This is a genomic window from Micromonospora sp. NPDC047738, from assembly GCF_040642675.1.
Lineage (GTDB): Bacteria > Actinomycetota > Actinomycetes > Mycobacteriales > Micromonosporaceae > Micromonospora.
The window spans coordinates 101,480-117,719 of record NZ_JBEYSO010000009.1; the positions used below are offsets into that span (position 1 = coordinate 101,480).

The window sequence follows — 16,240 nt, forward strand, 5'->3', positions numbered from 1 at the left end:
CGGGCGATCCGGCACAGCGACGAGGTACGCGAGGTCAGGTCGGCCGCGTTCCCGTAGAGGTGCTGGCTGTCGGATGCGCCGCCGCCCCCCGGGCTGTGCGTTGGTCAGGCCGCCGGCGTACCGGTGACCGTGAAGAGACGGGTACGGCCGATGTTGTCGAACGAGCCGAAGCCCACCCGACCGGAGCCGAAGGTGGTGTCCTTCGCGGTCAGCAGCGGGTCCTTGGCGTTGTCGACGTAGACGGCGATCTCACCGGTGGCGGGCAGGTGCACGACCCGCACCTTGTGCCAGTCGGCGTCGGTGATCGCCGGGTTGGCGCCGCGGGAGCGGCCGTTCCACTGGTGGTCGATGCGTTCCCGGTCGGCGTTGTTGACCTTGAAGATGCCGTTGTGCGGGTAGATCGTGTTGTCGGTCGACAGGTGCGCGTAGTAGTACTGCGTGTCCGACTGCCAGCCGAAGACGATGATGATGTCCCGGTTGCTGACCTCCACGGGCGTGTCGAGGCGTACCCGGGCGTCGATCTGCACCGACGACCAGGCCGACGGGCCCTTGTTGAGGAGGGCGTACTCGAACGGGCGGCGCGGGCCGGGGCGGCTCACGCCGGCCTCGGCGAGGATCACCTGGTCGCCGTCGAACTGCCACTTCGACGGGGTCACCGGGGTCCAGTTCTCGGCGCCGCCGGTGTGGACGACCTTGGTCTTGCCCACGTCGCCCTTCGCCACCTTCTTGGTGCCGACCACCTTCCAGATCTTCCCGTTGGCCTTGGCCACGATGTAGAGCTCGCCGGCCGCGTCGGTACCGAAGCGCAGGTCGACCCGGTTCGGGTCGCCGGGCGCACCCGGGCTGGACAGGTCCCGCATGCGTACCAGGTCGCCGGCGGTGGTGTAGAGGGCGAGCCGGTGGATCGGGGCGAGACCCTCGCCGCGGCGCATCTCGTCCGCCTGGGTGTAGAGGATCTGGCCGTCGACGAGGTCACCGAAGACGTACTTGCCGATCAGGGCCGGCAGGGTGTGACCGCGGTAGACGAAGCCGCCCGCCACCGCGACGCCCACGTCGGAGGTGCAGTTCCAGCCCGGGGCCGGGTTGTGGTCGTACGCGGCGACCGGGTACGTGTAGCCGTACTTCGCGTCGTCGGCCGGCAGCGGGTAGAGCTTGTCGCAGGGCTTGGTCGCGGTCTTGTCGAAGACCCACGAGCCCTCGCGCTCGCTCCAGCCGAAGTTGTCCCCGGCCCGAACCTCGTAGATCGACTCGATGGCGTGCTCGCCGATGTGGCCGAGGAACATCCGGCCGGTGGCCCGGTCCCAGCTGAACCGGTGCGGGTCGCGGAAGCCCACCGCGTAGATCTCGCCGAGTGCGCCGTCCCGACCGACGAGCGGGTTGTCGGCCGGGATCCCGTACCGGCCGTTGGGCGCGTTGGTGCCCTGCGGGTCGATCCGCAGCAGCTTGCCGTGCGGCATGCCCATGTTCTGCGGGTCGCCGTTGCGGTAGCCCTGCCCGCCGTCACCGACCGCGAGGTAGAGCATGCCGTAGTCCGCGTCGTCCGGCTTCGCGGTCGGGTTGAAGTTGATCTCCTGGATGCCGTGGATCTGGCCGCCGAAGCCGATGCGCAGCAGCTCGCGGTGGGTGCCGGAGAAGGTGTCGGCGGCCGGGTCGGTGGCCGTCCACTCGGTGATGACGCCCTGGTAGATGGTGTTCGGCTGGGCGTAGTCCGGGGTCCGGGTGGCGAGCGAGGCCTGCTCGGTGTGGATGGTGTAGAAGCGGCCGTTGCGCGCGAAGTCCGGGTGGAACGCGACGTACCCGAAGCCCTGGCCGAGGCCACGGCCGGAGAAGAACTGCGGCGCGAAGGTCGCGGCCACGTCGAGGTAGACGTGCGGCACGCCGTTCTCGACGAAGTAGAGGTTGCCGTTGAGGTCCGGCACGGCGCGACGGCCGGAGCCGTCGGGCAGTTCGTTGATGGTGTTGATCCGGGCCTTGCGGACCAGCCGCTGGTCGACGGGGGCCGGGTTCGGGTTCGACTGCGGGAAGCTGGCGTACTCCTCCAGCACCAGCCCCAGCTGGGACTGGATCGGCGATTCGGGGATCGGGTCGTAGACGGCGCCGGCGGCCCGGGCGGGTCCGGCGACCAGGGTGGACAGGACGAGGGTGGCGGCAGTGACCCCGGCGGTGAGGGCGGCTCTGCGGAGCCTGCCGGTGCTGCCAGCGCGAATGAACACGCGGGTTCTCCTTCTCGGTGGGACGGACCGAGGAACGGTCAGCGGGCCATGTAGCGGTACTGCTTGGCGATGTCGCTCGCCGGGATCACGCTGTCGAGGAACATGAGCCCGTCCATGCGGCAGTCGCACGGGTTGCGCTCGAGGTTGTTCTGCGGGAAGCTCCCGCCGATCTTGATGCCGCGCGGGTCGGTGGCGCTGGTGACGTGCGGGCCGGGCCCGGACACCTTCCACGGGTCACCGGCGACGGTGTAGAAGCCGTCGACCGGCTCGCCGTTGCGGTAGAGCGCCATGGTGCCGGTGGTGAAGTCGTAGGTGGCGGCGAGGTGCACCCACTCCCCCTTCGGCAGCAGGGTGCGCCAGTCCTCACTCGCCGCGAACGTCTGCGAGGATCCGCCGTCGAGGCGCCGGCCGAGCGCGACCAGGCGCAGCTCGCCGTTGACGTCGATCAGCTCGAGCAGGGCCCGCACACCGTGCCCGTCGGAGTCGCCGGTCAGCACGCCGGCCAGGCCGATCGCGTTGTACCGGTCGGTGGGGTTGGCGGTGGTGGAGTTCGGTGCCGGGCCGTCCATCTCCCGCTTGAACCAGCCCATCACCGTCGTACCCTCGGCGCCGCTGAACGCGCGCAGCGTCCGTACGCCGCTGGACGACCAGGTGCCGGCCTTCCAGTCGTCGTTGCCGGCGGCCTCCGGGTTGACCTGCCGGGTCTGCAACGCGTTGCCGCTGTTCTTGTACGCCTGGTCGGGCACCCGCATGTCCGCGCCGCCGTTGACCAGTTCGATCTCGGTGCTCGAGCGGCCGAGGTCCCGTTCGAGCGCGGCGTCGCCGGGCATCGGGTGGTCGAAGTCGTAGAACGCGACCAGATGCGACCACAGGGCGGGGTGGACGTCGTGCGGGCCGGGCCGGTCGGCCTGGGCGGGGCTCGCGCTGGCGGTCAGGGCCAGGCCCAGCAGGGCGGTGGCCGCGATGGCTGCCCTTCTGCTTCTTCTCATTGGACGGTGCTCCGTTCGTCGGTGCGTGGTGGTCGCTGACGAAAGCGCTTACGTGAGGCGCGGGACCGTACTCCGGTCGCTGAAGTTGGAGGTACGTCTGGACAGGACTGAGGGCCGCCCGGGCCGCTGGCCGGGCGAGGTGACGCTCGCCGGACGGCGGTCGGGCAGTGGCGGTGCCGCACGTACGAAAGCGCTTACGAAAGCGCTTTCGTACTCTATGCTGTGCCTTACGCCACAGGCAAGAGCCCGGTGCGGATCAATGTGACGTCAGGAGTTCGTGGATGCCCAAACCCGGTGCGCGGCTACGCCTCGTCGACGTGGCGGAACGCGCCGGCGTATCGCTGGCGACCGCCTCCCGCGCCCTGGCCGGCCGCGAGGGCGTCAGCGAGGAGGTCGCCGACCGGGTCCGGCAGGTCTCCCGCGAGCTCGGCTACGTCGCCAACCCGTACGCCCGCACCCTCGCCGGCGGTGCCAGCTCCACGGTCGGCCTGATCGTCCACCAGATCGACGACCCCTACTTCTCGGAGATCGCCAGCGGGGTCGTCGAGGTCGCCGCCGAGGAGGGGCTGCTGGTCCAGATCGCCCACTCCGGCCGCGACCCCGAGAATGAGCTGCGCCAGCTGCGGCACCTCATCGCTCAGCAGGTGGGCATCATCCTGATCGCCGGGTCCGGCTACGACGACCCGCGCGTGGAGGGCGAGGCGCGCACCGAACTCGCCGCGTTCCAGCGCGCCGGCGGCCGGGTCGCCGTCATCGGCCGGCACGCCCTCGGCGTCGACGCCGTCGCACCCGACAACGAGGCCGGCGGCCGGGCGATCGGCGCACACCTGCTGGGACTCGGCCACCGGCGGATCGCCGTGGCCGCCGGCACGCCGGGACTGACCACGGTGGCCGACCGGCTCGCCGGGGTCGCCGCCGCGCTGTCCGCGCACGGGCTCTCGCTCGACGAACTGCCCGTCGTGCACTCCGACTTCACCCGCGACGGTGGCCGGGTGGCCGCCGAGCGGATCCTGCACCAGCATCCGGACAGCACCGCGATCATCGCGCTCAACGACGCGATGGCGATCGGCGTGCTGTCCATCCTGCGGGCCCGGCGCATCCCGGTGCCCGAACGAATGTCGGTGGTCGGCTTCGACGACGTGTCGGTCGCCGCCGACCTCGCCCCGAGCCTCACCACGGTACGCCTGCCGATGACCGAAATGGGACGGATGGCCCTCACCCTCGCCCTCAAGCCCAGGTCGACCCGCCCCCGCCGCCGGCCCACCGGCCACACCCTGGTCGTCCGCGACTCGACCGGCCCCGCGCCGGCCGGCTGACCGGGCCGGGCACGCGATACGGCGACAAACCGGCGGCGGCGGGTTTCCCGGCCCGAGCCCCGGGAAGGCACCGGCATGGCCGAATCTTTCGTGGATGAGGACCTGGCGACGCTGCGCGCCATCGCGTACGCCGCCGGGATCCCGGGTGGCGAGCGGATGTCACACGACGAGCTCGTCACCGCGCTGCGCCGGGCCGGCCTGTCCGAACCGACCGGCGGGCCGATCGACACCAGCCTGGCCGATCCCGGCGATCCGGGCACGGACGAGGGCATACACCACGGCCAGGGGGTGGGTCGCCGCGAGTCCTCGGGTGGTCCGGCTGCCCAGACGGCGGCGCCACGACCGGGCCCGCCCGGCCCGGGTCGGCCGGCCATCGGCCGCTGACCGGCACCGCCGGCCAGCTCGACAGCCAGCACACGGGAGGCGACATGAGCGACGACATCAAGCGCGTGGCGAAGTCCCGAGCCGATCACCTGGGGGGCGAGACCGCGCACCAGCGCCTGGACGAACGCGGTGTGGCGCGGGGCCGTACCGGTGATTCCCGCACCGCCGGCCCAACGGACGGCACCGGCATCGCCGCCGGGGTGGAGGGCATGCCCCGCAGCGACCTCAACCTGGGTGACGAGAGCACCGGCGGCCGTGCCGCCGAGCAGGCGATCGGTGCCCTGCCCGAGGAGTCCGGTACCGAGATCGAAGACCGCACCGAGCGGTGAGGGTGCAGTCCCGGGGCGGCCTCGCGGCGCGAGGCCGCCCCGGCGCACGTTCAAACCCGACCTGGCTTGAAGGTTGGGCGGCCGGACACCGGGGCGGCGTGCGGTGCGGTGTGCCGGTAGCGTCGCCGGGGTGGCTCTTCTGGACATGGTCGCGGCGGAACGACGCCGGTTCGCCGACCTGATCGACTCGCTGACGCCGGAACAGTTGGACACGCCCAGCCTCTGCGGAGAGTGGACGGTCAAGGAGGTGGCCGGCCACCTGATCGCCCCGTTCGCCACGCCTCCCCGCTGGTTCCTGCCGCTGATCCTGCGTAGCCGCTTCAACCTGCACCGGGCCAACGCCGAGTTGGCCCGCAGGATCGCCCGGCGGCCGACCGCCGAAGTGGTGGCCGAGCTGCGCCGCAACGAACGCAACCCGTTCAAGCCGCCCGTGGTCGGCCTCTTCGGCCAGCTCACCGACCTGCAGGTGCATGGCCAGGACGTACGCCGCCCACTCGGCCTGCCGCCCGAGCTCGACCCGGATCACGCCCGGACCTCGCTCGACTTCCTGGTCAGCCGCCGGTCGGTGGCGTTCGGGCCGCGCCGGCTCCGGGCCGGGCTGCGGTTCGCGGCCACCGACCTGGACTGGGCCCGGGGTGACGGGCCGGAGGTCCGCGGCACGGTGGAGGCGTTGTTGCTGGCCCTCACCGGGCGACTGGTCGTCCTGCCCGAGTTGGCCGGCGAGGGTGCGGAGATCCTGCGCGCCCGCTCGACCCGGTGAGCGCCTGAGTACGCCGACTCACGCGCGAGCGACCGAAGTCAGCGGAGCCCTCTACCCTCACGACGTGCTGTCGCAGATCAAGGGCTTGTCTCGCCACTTCACCGAGGAAACGCTCCGGACGTACCTGCGCGACCGCTCAGCCCGCACGGAAGACGGTTGCCTCGTCGTGCGCGGCTACGGCAACCAGCGCGGCGTATATCAGAAGGTGGCGGGTCGGGCGTGGGCACACATCGCCGCGTTCGTCGTCTTCGTCGGCGGCTACGACCCGGCGCTGGATGTTCACCACGTCTGCGGCGTGCCGGACTGTATCGAGCCCACCCACCTGCGTCAGGTCGGTCATGGCGAGAACCGTGGCAACCGGAAACAGCAACCGCAGTGCCGCAACGGACACGACCGCGAGATCGATCCCCGGACCGGCCGCTATCGCAAGGTCTGCCGGCGCTGCAACAGCGATGCGCAGAAGCGGTGGCGCGACCGGCAAGCCCGCCAGGTGGCGGAGGCCCGCGCCAGCTACGGCCGCCCAACGGATTGACAAGCGGACCTGCACCCAGCTGGGTGGAGAACGCTCGCTGACGCTCTTGGCGATGCCGTCGCGCAGAATGCTGCCGCTTCGCGGGGAGATGGCCCATCCACCGGGGGCGATAACAGAAAAGCAGGGAGAGCACCTACTCCCTGCCACTATCAACATATAGCGCACTGGGGGGCTTGCGGCAAGACCCGGGTCGTGCCGCAGAATCGCCGGCCGAGGCCAGAACTTGACGAAATGGGAACCGCGAAATGCGTGCGTCGACGTATTGCGCGGGCACCACGACGACGGCTGCGGCCTCAGATCGGAGCTGATGACGTGACCCCGCTGACCACCAGCGCGTTTGATCTTCCCGACCACCTCTCCCCCAAGGCCGACCCGGCGCTCATCGCCGGCGACGAGCAGCATTTCGCGGCCATCGCGGAGAGCCTTGAGCAGACGATCGCCGACCTGTCCGGCCGTCTCGATGCCGAACTCAAGGCGCCCGGCGGCAAAGGCCGGCAGGCGCTGGACCGGGACCAGGCGATCCACCGGCTGACCGCTCGCCTGCGCGCCCTGCGCCGCTTCAGCCGGGACCTGTGCCTGGGCCGCATGGTCAGTGCGGACGACCCCGAGCCCGGGTACGTCGGACGACTCGGCCTCACGGACGGCGCGGGTCGCCGGCTGCTGGTCGACTGGCGGTCCCCCGCGGCCGAGCCGTTCTTCGCGGCGACCCACGCCAACCCCATGGGTCTGGCGAGCCGCCGCAGGTATCGCTGGACCCGCGGCCGGATCACCGACTACTGGGACGAGGTGTTCACCCCGGACGGGTTCGAAGGGCACGCCGCGCTCGACGACCAGTCCGCCTTCATCGCCAGCCTGGGCGGCAACCGGTCGGCCCGGATGCGGGACGTGCTCGGCACCATCCAGGCCGACCAGGACGCCATCATCCGCGCGGGATCCGCCGGCGCTCTCGTCATCGACGGCGGCCCCGGTACGGGGAAGACCGTCGTCGCCCTGCACCGCACTGCGTACCTCCTCTACTCCGACCCTCGCCTCGGTCACCGCCGGGGCGGCGTGCTGTTCGTCGGCCCGCACCAGCCCTACCTGGCGTACGTCTCCGACGTCCTCCCCAGCCTCGGCGAGGAGGACGTGCAGACCTGCACACTGCGGGACCTCGTCCCCGAGGGCGCCGCAGCCAGGATCGAGGTCGACCCGGAGGTGGCCGCGCTGAAGTCGTCCGCCGACATGGTCAAGGCGATCGAGGCGGCCGTACGGTTCTACGAGGAGCCGCCCGCGAAGGGGATGACGGTCGCGACCGAGTGGTCCGAGATCCGGCTGAGCGCCGACGACTGGGCGGAGGCGTTCGAGGCGCCGGATCCGGGCACGCCGCACAACGAGGCGCGCGAGCAGATCTGGGACGCGCTGCTCACGATCCTGCTCGAGAAGTACGACGGCGACGAGCCGGAGGCCCGGTTCCGCGCGTCGATGGAGCGGAACCGGGAACTGCGCGCGGTCTTCCACCGCGCGTGGCCGCTGCTCGACGCGGCCGACGTCGTCGGAGACCTCTGGTCGGTACCCGCCTACCTGCGCAGATGCGCCCCCTGGCTCAGCACGGACGACATCCGTAAGCTCCAGCGCGCGGACGCCCAGGCCTGGACGGTTTCTGACCTGCCGTTGCTGGACGCCGCGCGGCAGCGGCTCGGCGATGCGGAGGCCGCTGAGCGCCGGCGCCGGCATGACGCCGCCGCCTCCGTCGGACGCGAGCAGATGGCCCAGGTCGTCGACGACCTGATCGCCTCCGCCGCGTACGACGACGGCGAGGGCCTGATGACCATGCTGCACCAAGGGGACCTGCAGGACGCCCTGGCCGACGGCGTCGCGCCGCCGCCCGCCCACGACCCGGATGTGCTCGCCGGCCCGTTCGCGCACATCGTCGTCGACGAGGCGCAGGAACTGACCGACGCGGAGTGGCAGATGTTGCTGCTCCGCTGCCCGTCCCGCAGCTTCACCATCGTCGGGGACCGCGCCCAGGCCAGGCACGGGTTCACGGAGTCGTGGCAGGAGCGGCTCGAGCGGATCGGGTTCGACCGGATCAACCTGGCCTCGCTGAGCATCAACTACCGGACGCCGAAAGAGGTCATGGCGGAAGCCGAGCCGGTCATCCGGGCCGTGCTCCCGGACGCCAACGTGCCGACCTCCGTCCGCAGCGGCGACGTCCCCGTCGTACACGGATCTGTTTCGGATCTGGGTTCGATCCTTGACACCTGGCTCGCCGCGCACGCCGACGGGATCGCGTGTGTCATCGGCGATCCCGCGTTCCGGGCGACGTCCCGCGTCCGGTCGCTGACGCCGGAGCTGTCGAAGGGGCTGGAGTTCGACCTGGTCGTCCTCGTCGACCCCGAGGGATTCGGCAACGGCGTCGAAGGCGCGGTCGACCGCTATGTCGCGATGACCCGGGCGACCCAGCAACTCGTCATCCTCACCAGACCCTGACCACGTGTCGGCCTGGGCTTGATCGGCGGCCCTGTAACGGCCAGGCGTGCCCAGGCCGGCACCCCTGATGGGAGGTCGGATTTACAGCAGCCTCATTCATTACGCCAAAGAACTGTCATTATGATGTAGCAGCATCTTGTCCGGATCTGTCGGTTTCTATTAATGGATTACTGGTAACTACAATCCGATAATCCGGGCCGGTGGGTGGAGGGCTCCGCCAACGAACGTGCCACCAAACGCGCCGACTCCGTTGGGGATGGATGGGGTTGACCCTCACGCGACGGGCGGCTCTACGTTCCTTGCCATGGAACGTTGTGGCTGTGGGGGCCTCGTACCGGGTGTGGACCGACGCCCTGTTGGAGGCCCGATGAGGCACCGGACGCGCACGTCAACGTCGGCGGCAGGCGGGGCAGCACGTGACCCGGACGCGCCACCGTACGTCCAGACCCTCGACGCGTTGCGCCCTTGGAGACGACATGAGCCTGATCACCTGCCCCGGATGCGGCCTGACCCACACCGACCGAGGCCTGCCGGTCGTGCCCAACCGGGCTGCGGCCGGGGAGTGCGTGGCCGAGGCCGGGGCGGTGCAGGCCGCGTTCTACGCGCCGGACCTGCTGGCGTACAGGCAGTATGTCGTCGATGCCTACGCGTGCCTGCATGCGGACCCGAGCACCCGGATCGGGGTGCAGACCACCGCGCTGTGCCTGATGACCATGGACCTCTACCTCGAGTGCGGGCAGCCGGTCTCGGAAGGGTCGACCATGCACCAGGAGATGATGCGGAATCATCCGGACATCTTCACGCCCCTGGCGACACCGGATCTCGATGGAGTCCTGACGCACCGGCACCTCCTCGCGGCGCCACACAGCCAGCACGCGGCCCTGGCCGCTGAGTGGGCTCGCTCGGTGTGGGACGCCTGGTCGGACCACCACACCCAGGTCCGGGCCTGGAACCATCTGCTCGTCCCTCGCCGGGTCACCGGACGCTCGGAGTGAACGAACGCCGAGTCATGCGCGATGGACGGGGATTCATCCGCGCCGCCGGTCAGGGCCTCAGCGCACACACCAGCGAGAGCACGCGCCTGGCAGCGCACGTCGACCAGATGCCCGCGCTGCTGACGGGCTACCTCCGCTATCTGTCTGCCACTGAGGGGTCCCGGTAGCGCTGAGGAAGCTTCGTTCGGAAAACCGTTTGAGCCGTCGTTCCGCGTCCCCGTAGGTTGCCTGCGGCCCGTCGCAATGAGGACAGAGGACAAAACCGCGTGACCCCGCCTGCTCTTTAGACCTGACACCTTCTTCCACTCACCTGTAGCCGACGCTCCCGTCGGTCCGCCGGGCTGCCCTTGTGCGCCCGGTCATACAGCGTTTGAGGCCGCGCGTCATCGGCCTCGTGTCAGGTCTAGAGAGATCAGGTCTAGAAAGATCATGTCTTCACAACCTCATACCGTGCTGCCCTGGGTCGTTCGTCGGACCAGGCTGCCTCTGCTGTCGTTGCAGTGCGTGGACTGCCGGTCGGAGTCGGCCACCACCGGCGAGGGCAGGTTCCGCGTCAACGCCAACGGCAAGCTGCTGGACGTGTGGCTGCTGGTCCGCTGCGTATCCTGCAATCGGACGAGCAAGCTCACGGTGCACGAGCGAGCGCCGGTCAGATCCTTCGATCCGCCCGAGCTCCACGGCTACAGCGTCAACGATCCGGAACTGGTGGCGTCCAGGCTGTTGGATCCGCTGCTCGCCCGGCGCAACCGCTTCACCCTGGACTGGACAGGGGCCTGGCGGCTGGACACCCCGTCGGCCTGGCTCGACGAGGCGTGGCCGGTCCAGGTGGACGTCGTCTTCGAGGATCCGGTACCGGTACGCCCAGAACGGCTCATCGCGCAAGGGCTCGGCCTCAGCAGGAACGAGGCACTGCGCCGGATCAAGTGCGATATTCCGCTGCGCCGTCCGACGAGCGCCGGATTCACCTTCACCGTGATGGCCGGGGACTAGCGGGAATGTAGCCGGGCGGGCACCCGGCCCGCCCGGCTACATTCCCCGAAGCCGCGACCGCTGCTCTGGCACCAAGCAACTCGAGGTCACAAGGCCCTCGAAAGGCTCACCGCCGGCTACCGTTCCGATGTGCCTCAACCCCCATGCCGCACTCACGGACGCAGCAGTTGCCGCACCCGGGCGGCCTCTCGAGTGAGGTGGTCGCGCTCCGGCACGCTGGTAGCGGCGCGGGAGGCCTCGGCATAAAGTTCGGCGGCGTGCTCGAGGTCGCCGGCACGTTCGTGCAGGTATGCCGTCACCGCGGCGTGACGGGGCAGGTCGGGGTTCACGTGAGCCAGCGCCACCAGGCCGGCCTGCGGTCCGTCGGCCTCCCCGACGGCCACTGCGCGGTTGAGCCGCACCACCGGGCTGTTGGTGAGGAGCAGCAGTTCGTCGTACCACTCCACGATCTGCACCCAGTCCGTCTCGGAGGTGCTCCGGGCGTCCGCGTGCAGGGCGGCGATCGCGGCCTGTGCCTGGTATTCGCCCAGCCGGTCGCGGGCCAGCGCGGCCTGCAGAATCGTCACCCCCTCGGTGATCAGGCCGGTGTCCCAACGCGATCGGTCCTGCTCACCGAGCGGCACCAGCCGACCTCCCGGGCCGGTGCGGGACGCGCGGCGCGCATGGTGCAGCAGCATGAGCGCGAGCAGCCCCGCGACCTCGGGCTCGTCGGTCAAGGCGACGAGCTGGCGGGTGAGGCGGATCGCCTCGGCCGCCAGGTCGACGTTTCCGCCGTACCCCTCGTTGAAGACGAGGTAGAGCACCCGTAGCACCGTCCCGAGATCGCCGGGCTGGTCCAGCGGCAGCCCCGCGATCCGCCGCTTGGCCCGGCTGATCCGCTGCGCCATGGTCGCCTCGGGAACGAGGTATGCCGCCGCGATCTGCCGCGTGGTCAGGCCACCGACCGCGCGCAGCGTCAAGGCGACGGCCGAGGCTGGCGGCAGGGTGGGGTGCGCACACAGAAAGTAGAGCCGCAGCGTGTCGTCGGTGGCGGGCGCCGGACCGGCGGGAGGCTCGACCTCCACGGCGAGTTCCCGCCCCCGCCGCGACGCCTCGGCACGGGCGGCGTCGAGGAACCTGCGCCACCCGACGGCGACGAGCCATGCCTTCGGATCGCGCGGTGGATCATCCGGCCAGGTGTCCAGCGCCCGGATCAGGGCCTCCTGCACGGCATCCTCGGCCGACGCGAAGTCAGCTCCGCGCCGGACGAGGACACCGATCACCGCGGGCACGAGTTCCCGCAGCAACGACTCGTTCACTCGGTCACCGTGGGCAACTCGGTGAGAAACGGTCGCACCTCGAGCCACTCGTGGATCGGCTCGCCGCCGGCCCCGGGAGCGGCGGACAGCTCCCCCGCCAGCTGGACCGCGCGGTCCCAGGACTCCACGTCGATGACCATCCAGCCGGCGATGAGGTCCTTGGTCTCGGCGAACGGACCATCGGTCACCGGTGGGCGCCCCTCGCCGTCATACCGCACGAACGCGCCCTCGGGCGACAGTGCCTGTCCGTCGACGAACTCACCCGTCCCCTCCAAGCGGGCAGCGAAGTCGCGCATGAACTGCACGTGCGCGTCGACCTCCTCCGGCGTCCACTGGTCCATCGGCACGTCGTTGACCGGAGCCGGGGCGCCGCGGTAGTGCTTCAGCAGCAGGTACTTCATGGTGTCCTCCTTCTTCCCGCGCGGCCCGTCGTGGCCGCTCGTGTCCCTGGGACGGAGCCAGCGCCACATTCTCGACACCCGACACGACAACGATCCGGGACACCCGGGCAGACTCTGCTATCCGTTCCGGCCGGCTCCCTGCGGGTGTGGCGGCGTTACGCGGGCGAGCAGCTTGTGACCCGCACTGTCCAAGCGCTCGTGGTCGGAGCCGAGCCGGATCTCCCGCCCCTGCCAGCGCTTGCGCAGCCAGCGGTCGTGGCTGGCCAGCACGATCGCGCCGGGGCCGCCGCCCAGCGCCGCCTCCAACTCGTCGCACAGGCGCGGCGACAGGTGGTTGGTGGGTTCGTCGAGCAGCAGCAACTGCGGCGGTCGCGCCACCAGCAGCGCCAGCGCGAGACGTCGGCGCTGCCCCACCGAGAGCCGGCCGACCGGCTTGTCCAGGTCCGCCTCGTGCATCAGGCCCAGCGAGCCCAGCGGCACCGCCTCGGCCCGCTCGGCGCCCAGCGCCAGCTCATAGGTGGCCCGGACGGACCGCTCCGGCCGGTCGAATACGGTGTTCTGGGCGAGCAGTCCCACGGTCAACCCGCGCCGCCGCCGCACCTCACCCTCGGGTGTGAGCCGCCCGGCGAGCACGGCCAGCAGGGTCGACTTGCCCGCCCCGTTCCCCCCGGTGACCAGCAGACGGTCGGTCGCCGACACCTGCGCACTCACCGGTGCGAGCCGGCCCGGCACCCGTACGTCAGCCAGGGACACCAGCGGACCATCGCCTTCCGCCGCGGGTGCGGCGAGTGCCGTGCTCTCGAACCGCAGGGGCTTCGGCGGCTCGCCGACCTGGGAGCGCTCCAGCTCCTCCAGGCGGCGGATGGCGTTGCGCACCCGGCGGGAGATCTGGCTCTGCACCCGGCCGGCGCGATGGCCGTAGCCCATCTTCTCGTTGTCGCGCGGCCCCCGGTCCGGTGCGACCCGGTGCGCGGTGACCTCGGCAGAGACCCGCAGCGCCGCCAGTTCCTCCTGTTCCTCGGCCCAGCGGCGCTCCCAGCGGTCCCGCTCGGCACGTTTCTCGGCCAGGTAGGCGCTGTAGTTGCCGCCGTAGCGGACCGGGCCCTGCATCGCGGGGTCGAGGTCGATCAGGTCCGTGCACACGGCGTCCAGAAAGGCCCGGTCGTGGCTGGCCACCACGACGACCCCGGGCAGGGTGCGCAGTTGCTCCTCGACGAAGCCGGCGGCACGGTCGTCGAGATGGTTGGTCGGTTCGTCCAGCAGCAGCGCGGCGGGCCGCCGGACCAGCAGCGCGGCCAGCGCGAGCCGGCCGCGCTGCCCGCCCGACAGCGACCCGAGCGTCCGGTCATGGCCGACGCTGCCGAGGCCGAGGCCGTCGAGCACGAGCGCGGCCCGCCGGTCGGCGTCCCAGGCCTCCCGTTCCTGGGCCTGTTCGAGCCGGACGCCGTACGCGTCGAGCAGGCCGGGGTACTCGGGCGCGTCCTGCGCGGTCCGCGCGAGCTGATCGGTGAGCCGGTCCAGCTCGGCCAGGTCCTCCCTGGCCTCGCGCAGGGCGTCGTCGAGTACGTCGGCGATTGTCGCGTCGGTGTCGTAGGGCATCTCCTGCTGGAGAAAGCCCAGGTCGGGTGGGCGCGTGACGCTGCCGGCGTGGGGCTGGTCCGTCCCGGCCAGCAGGCGTAGCAGGGTCGACTTGCCGACGCCGTTCTCCCCGATCAGCCCGATGCGGTGCCCGGGCGAGGCGGTCAGGGAGACACCGTCGAGCACCCGTCGGTCGCCGAGGGTGTGGACGAGGTCGTGGGCGAGCAGAGCGGGCTGAGGCATGGGATCCGTCCAACGTGATCGGTGCGCGGCCCGCGGGGCGGATGCCTCGGACACGGGCCAGGTCGACACGCCGGCGGTTCACACCTCAGGGGCCCCCGTCTCCTTCAGCACGCCGTCGGCCAGCCGCAGCCACCGGTTCACGCCGATGTCGCGCAGGAACCGTTCGTCGTGGCTGACCACCACGAAGGCCCCCTGGTACGAGTTCAGGGCGCTCTCCAACTGGCCCGCGCTGACCAAGTCGAGGTTGTTCGTCGGCTCGTCCAGAAGCAGCAGGTGCGGAGCTGGTTCCGCGCACAGCACACAGGCCAGCGTGGCGCGCAGCCGCTCGCCTCCGGAGAGCACCCCGACGGGCAGATGGGCGCGGGGCCCCCGGAAGAGGAAGCGGGCGAGCAGGTTCATCCGCTCGGCCTCCGGCCGCTCCGGGGCGTAGTCGGCGAAGTTCTCGGCGACCGTACGGTCCACGTCCAGCAGGTCGAGGCGCTGCGAGAGGTAGGCGATGCGGCCGTCGGCCCGCTTGATCTCGCCGCTCTGCGGTGTCAGGTCGCCGTTGATCAGGCGCAGCAGGGTGCTCTTGCCGGCACCGTTGGGACCGGTCAGCGCGATGCGCTCCGGGCCTCGGACGGTCAGGTCGACGCCCTGGCCGGCGAACACGTCCCGGTCGCCGAGGCGGACGCGGAGCTGCTCGCCGAGGAACAGGGTGCGTCCGGCGGGCACGTCGGTGTCCGGCAGGGCCAGCGTGATGCTCTGTTCCTCGCGCAGCGCACGCCCGGCCTCGTCCAGCCGGGCCTTCGCCTCGCTGACCCGGTTGGCGTGCATCTGGCCCGCCCGGCCCGCGGACTCCTGCGCGCCCCGCTTCATGGTGCCGGCGAAGATCCGGGGCAGGCCGGCGCTCTTCAGGTTGCGGGCGGCGTTGCTCTGCCGGCGTTCGGCGCGCTCGCGGGCCTGCTGCATCTCCCGCTTCTCCCGCTTCAGCTCCTGCTCGGCGTTGCGGACGTGCTTCTCGGCGGCTTCCTGCTCCGCCCGCACGGTCTCCTCGTACTCGGTGAAGTTGCCGCCGTAGAAGCGCAGTTCGCCGCGGTCGAGTTCGGCGATGCGTTCCATGCGGTCGAGCAGGGCGCGGTCGTGACTGACCAGGAGCAGCAAGCCGTTGAAGTCCTCCAGCACGTCGTAGAGCTTGTGCCGGGCGTCGAGGTCGAGGTTGTTGGTGGGCTCGTCGAGCAGCAGCACGTCGGGCCGCTTCAGCAACTGGGCGGCGAGACCGAGGGAGATGACCTGGCCGCCGCTGAGGGTGCTCAGGCTGCGGTCCAGGGCGAGGTCGGCCAGACCGAGACGGTCGAGCTGGGCGCGGGTGCGTTCCTCGATGTCCCAGTCGTCGCCGATGGTGGTGAAGTGGTTCTCGTCGACGTCCCCGGACTCCACGGCGTCGATGGCCTGGATGATCGCGGCGACGCCCAGCACCTCGGCGACCGTGAGGTCGCCGGTCAGGGGGAGGCTCTGCGGGAGGTAGCCGAGGGTGCCGGTCACGGAGACCGACCCGGTGTCGGGCCGTAGTTCACCGGCGATGAGCTTGAGCAGCGTGCTCTTGCCGGTGCCGTTGGGCGCGACGAGGCCGGTGCGGCCGGAGCCGACGGTGAAGGACAGGTCCTGGAAGACGGGAGTGTCGTCGGGCCAGGCGAAGGACAGGTTCGAGCAGACGATGGAGACGTCGGACATGGAGGTGACCTCGTGATGAGGGGGCAGGGA

The 16,240-nt window shown here is 70.9% G+C and carries 14 protein-coding genes and 1 pseudogene; 8 read left to right on the plus strand and 7 right to left on the minus strand.

What is annotated here, in order from left to right; all coding sequences use genetic code 11:
- The 3 genes and pseudogenes from ABZ783_RS16995 to ABZ783_RS17005 form a co-directional block, all read right to left on the minus strand.
- A pseudogene (locus tag ABZ783_RS16995) lies at positions 1-71 on the minus strand (hypothetical protein); the annotation flags it as partial.
- Between the two features lie 33 nt (positions 72-104).
- Positions 105-2,213: a PQQ-dependent sugar dehydrogenase gene (locus tag ABZ783_RS17000; RefSeq protein WP_357438793.1), complete on the minus strand. Its 2,109-nt coding sequence runs from the start codon at positions 2,211-2,213 to the stop codon at positions 105-107.
- 38 nt (positions 2,214-2,251) lie between these two features.
- Positions 2,252-3,202, minus strand: a complete 951-nt coding sequence (locus ABZ783_RS17005; protein ID WP_357438796.1) for a LamG-like jellyroll fold domain-containing protein — start codon at positions 3,200-3,202, stop codon at positions 2,252-2,254.
- 281 nt (positions 3,203-3,483) lie between these two features.
- Here ABZ783_RS17005 and ABZ783_RS17010 point away from each other — a divergent pair, with 281 nt between their 5' ends.
- The 8 genes from ABZ783_RS17010 to ABZ783_RS17045 all read left to right on the plus strand — a co-directional run bounded on the left by ABZ783_RS17010 (position 3,484) and on the right by ABZ783_RS17045 (position 10,977).
- Positions 3,484-4,518: a LacI family DNA-binding transcriptional regulator gene (locus ABZ783_RS17010; protein ID WP_357438799.1), complete on the plus strand. Its 1,035-nt coding sequence runs from the start codon at positions 3,484-3,486 to the stop codon at positions 4,516-4,518.
- Between the two features lie 75 nt (positions 4,519-4,593).
- A complete protein-coding gene (locus ABZ783_RS17015) occupies positions 4,594-4,902 on the plus strand; it encodes a hypothetical protein (RefSeq protein WP_357438801.1) in 309 nt (102 codons plus the stop codon).
- A gap of 44 nt (positions 4,903-4,946) precedes the next feature.
- A complete protein-coding gene (locus ABZ783_RS17020; RefSeq protein WP_357438804.1) occupies positions 4,947-5,231 on the plus strand; it encodes a hypothetical protein in 285 nt (94 codons plus the stop codon).
- Positions 5,232-5,361: 130 nt separating this feature from the next.
- Complete coding sequence (locus ABZ783_RS17025; RefSeq protein ID WP_357438807.1) at positions 5,362-5,991, plus strand: maleylpyruvate isomerase family mycothiol-dependent enzyme; 630 nt, start codon at positions 5,362-5,364, stop codon at positions 5,989-5,991.
- A gap of 64 nt (positions 5,992-6,055) precedes the next feature.
- On the plus strand, positions 6,056-6,523 hold the full coding sequence (locus ABZ783_RS17030; RefSeq protein ID WP_357438809.1) for an HNH endonuclease: 468 nt from the start codon (positions 6,056-6,058) through the stop codon (positions 6,521-6,523).
- Positions 6,524-6,754: 231 nt separating this feature from the next.
- A complete protein-coding gene (helR, locus tag ABZ783_RS17035; RefSeq protein ID WP_357438812.1) occupies positions 6,755-8,992 on the plus strand; it encodes an RNA polymerase recycling motor ATPase HelR in 2,238 nt (745 codons plus the stop codon).
- 476 nt (positions 8,993-9,468) lie between these two features.
- Entirely contained in the window at positions 9,469-9,987 is a 519-nt protein-coding gene (locus ABZ783_RS17040) for a DUF5946 family protein (protein ID WP_357438815.1), read from the plus strand.
- 450 nt (positions 9,988-10,437) lie between these two features.
- Complete coding sequence (locus ABZ783_RS17045; RefSeq protein WP_357438818.1) at positions 10,438-10,977, plus strand: DUF1062 domain-containing protein; 540 nt, start codon at positions 10,438-10,440, stop codon at positions 10,975-10,977.
- Between the two features lie 152 nt (positions 10,978-11,129).
- Here the strand turns inward: ABZ783_RS17045 and ABZ783_RS17050 are convergent, their stop codons facing one another.
- The 4 genes from ABZ783_RS17050 to abc-f all read right to left on the minus strand — a co-directional run bounded on the left by ABZ783_RS17050 (position 11,130) and on the right by abc-f (position 16,210).
- On the minus strand, positions 11,130-12,275 hold the full coding sequence (locus ABZ783_RS17050; RefSeq protein WP_357438821.1) for a DUF6596 domain-containing protein: 1,146 nt from the start codon (positions 12,273-12,275) through the stop codon (positions 11,130-11,132).
- Entirely contained in the window at positions 12,272-12,676 is a 405-nt protein-coding gene (locus ABZ783_RS17055) for a YciI family protein (protein WP_357438823.1), read from the minus strand. Before ABZ783_RS17055 ends, ABZ783_RS17050 begins: the two co-directional genes overlap by 4 nt.
- Before the next feature lie 117 nt (positions 12,677-12,793).
- Positions 12,794-14,497 carry an ABC-F family ATP-binding cassette domain-containing protein gene (locus ABZ783_RS17060; RefSeq protein ID WP_357438826.1) on the minus strand — a complete coding sequence of 568 codons (1,704 nt, stop codon included), beginning with the start codon at positions 14,495-14,497 and terminating at the stop codon, positions 12,794-12,796.
- A 78-nt stretch (positions 14,498-14,575) separates the two neighbouring features.
- The gene (abc-f, locus tag ABZ783_RS17065; protein ID WP_357438829.1) at positions 14,576-16,210 is read right to left on the minus strand and encodes a ribosomal protection-like ABC-F family protein; all 1,635 of its coding nucleotides are present in this window, start codon (positions 16,208-16,210) and stop codon (positions 14,576-14,578) included.
- Positions 16,211-16,240: the final 30 nt, after the last annotated feature.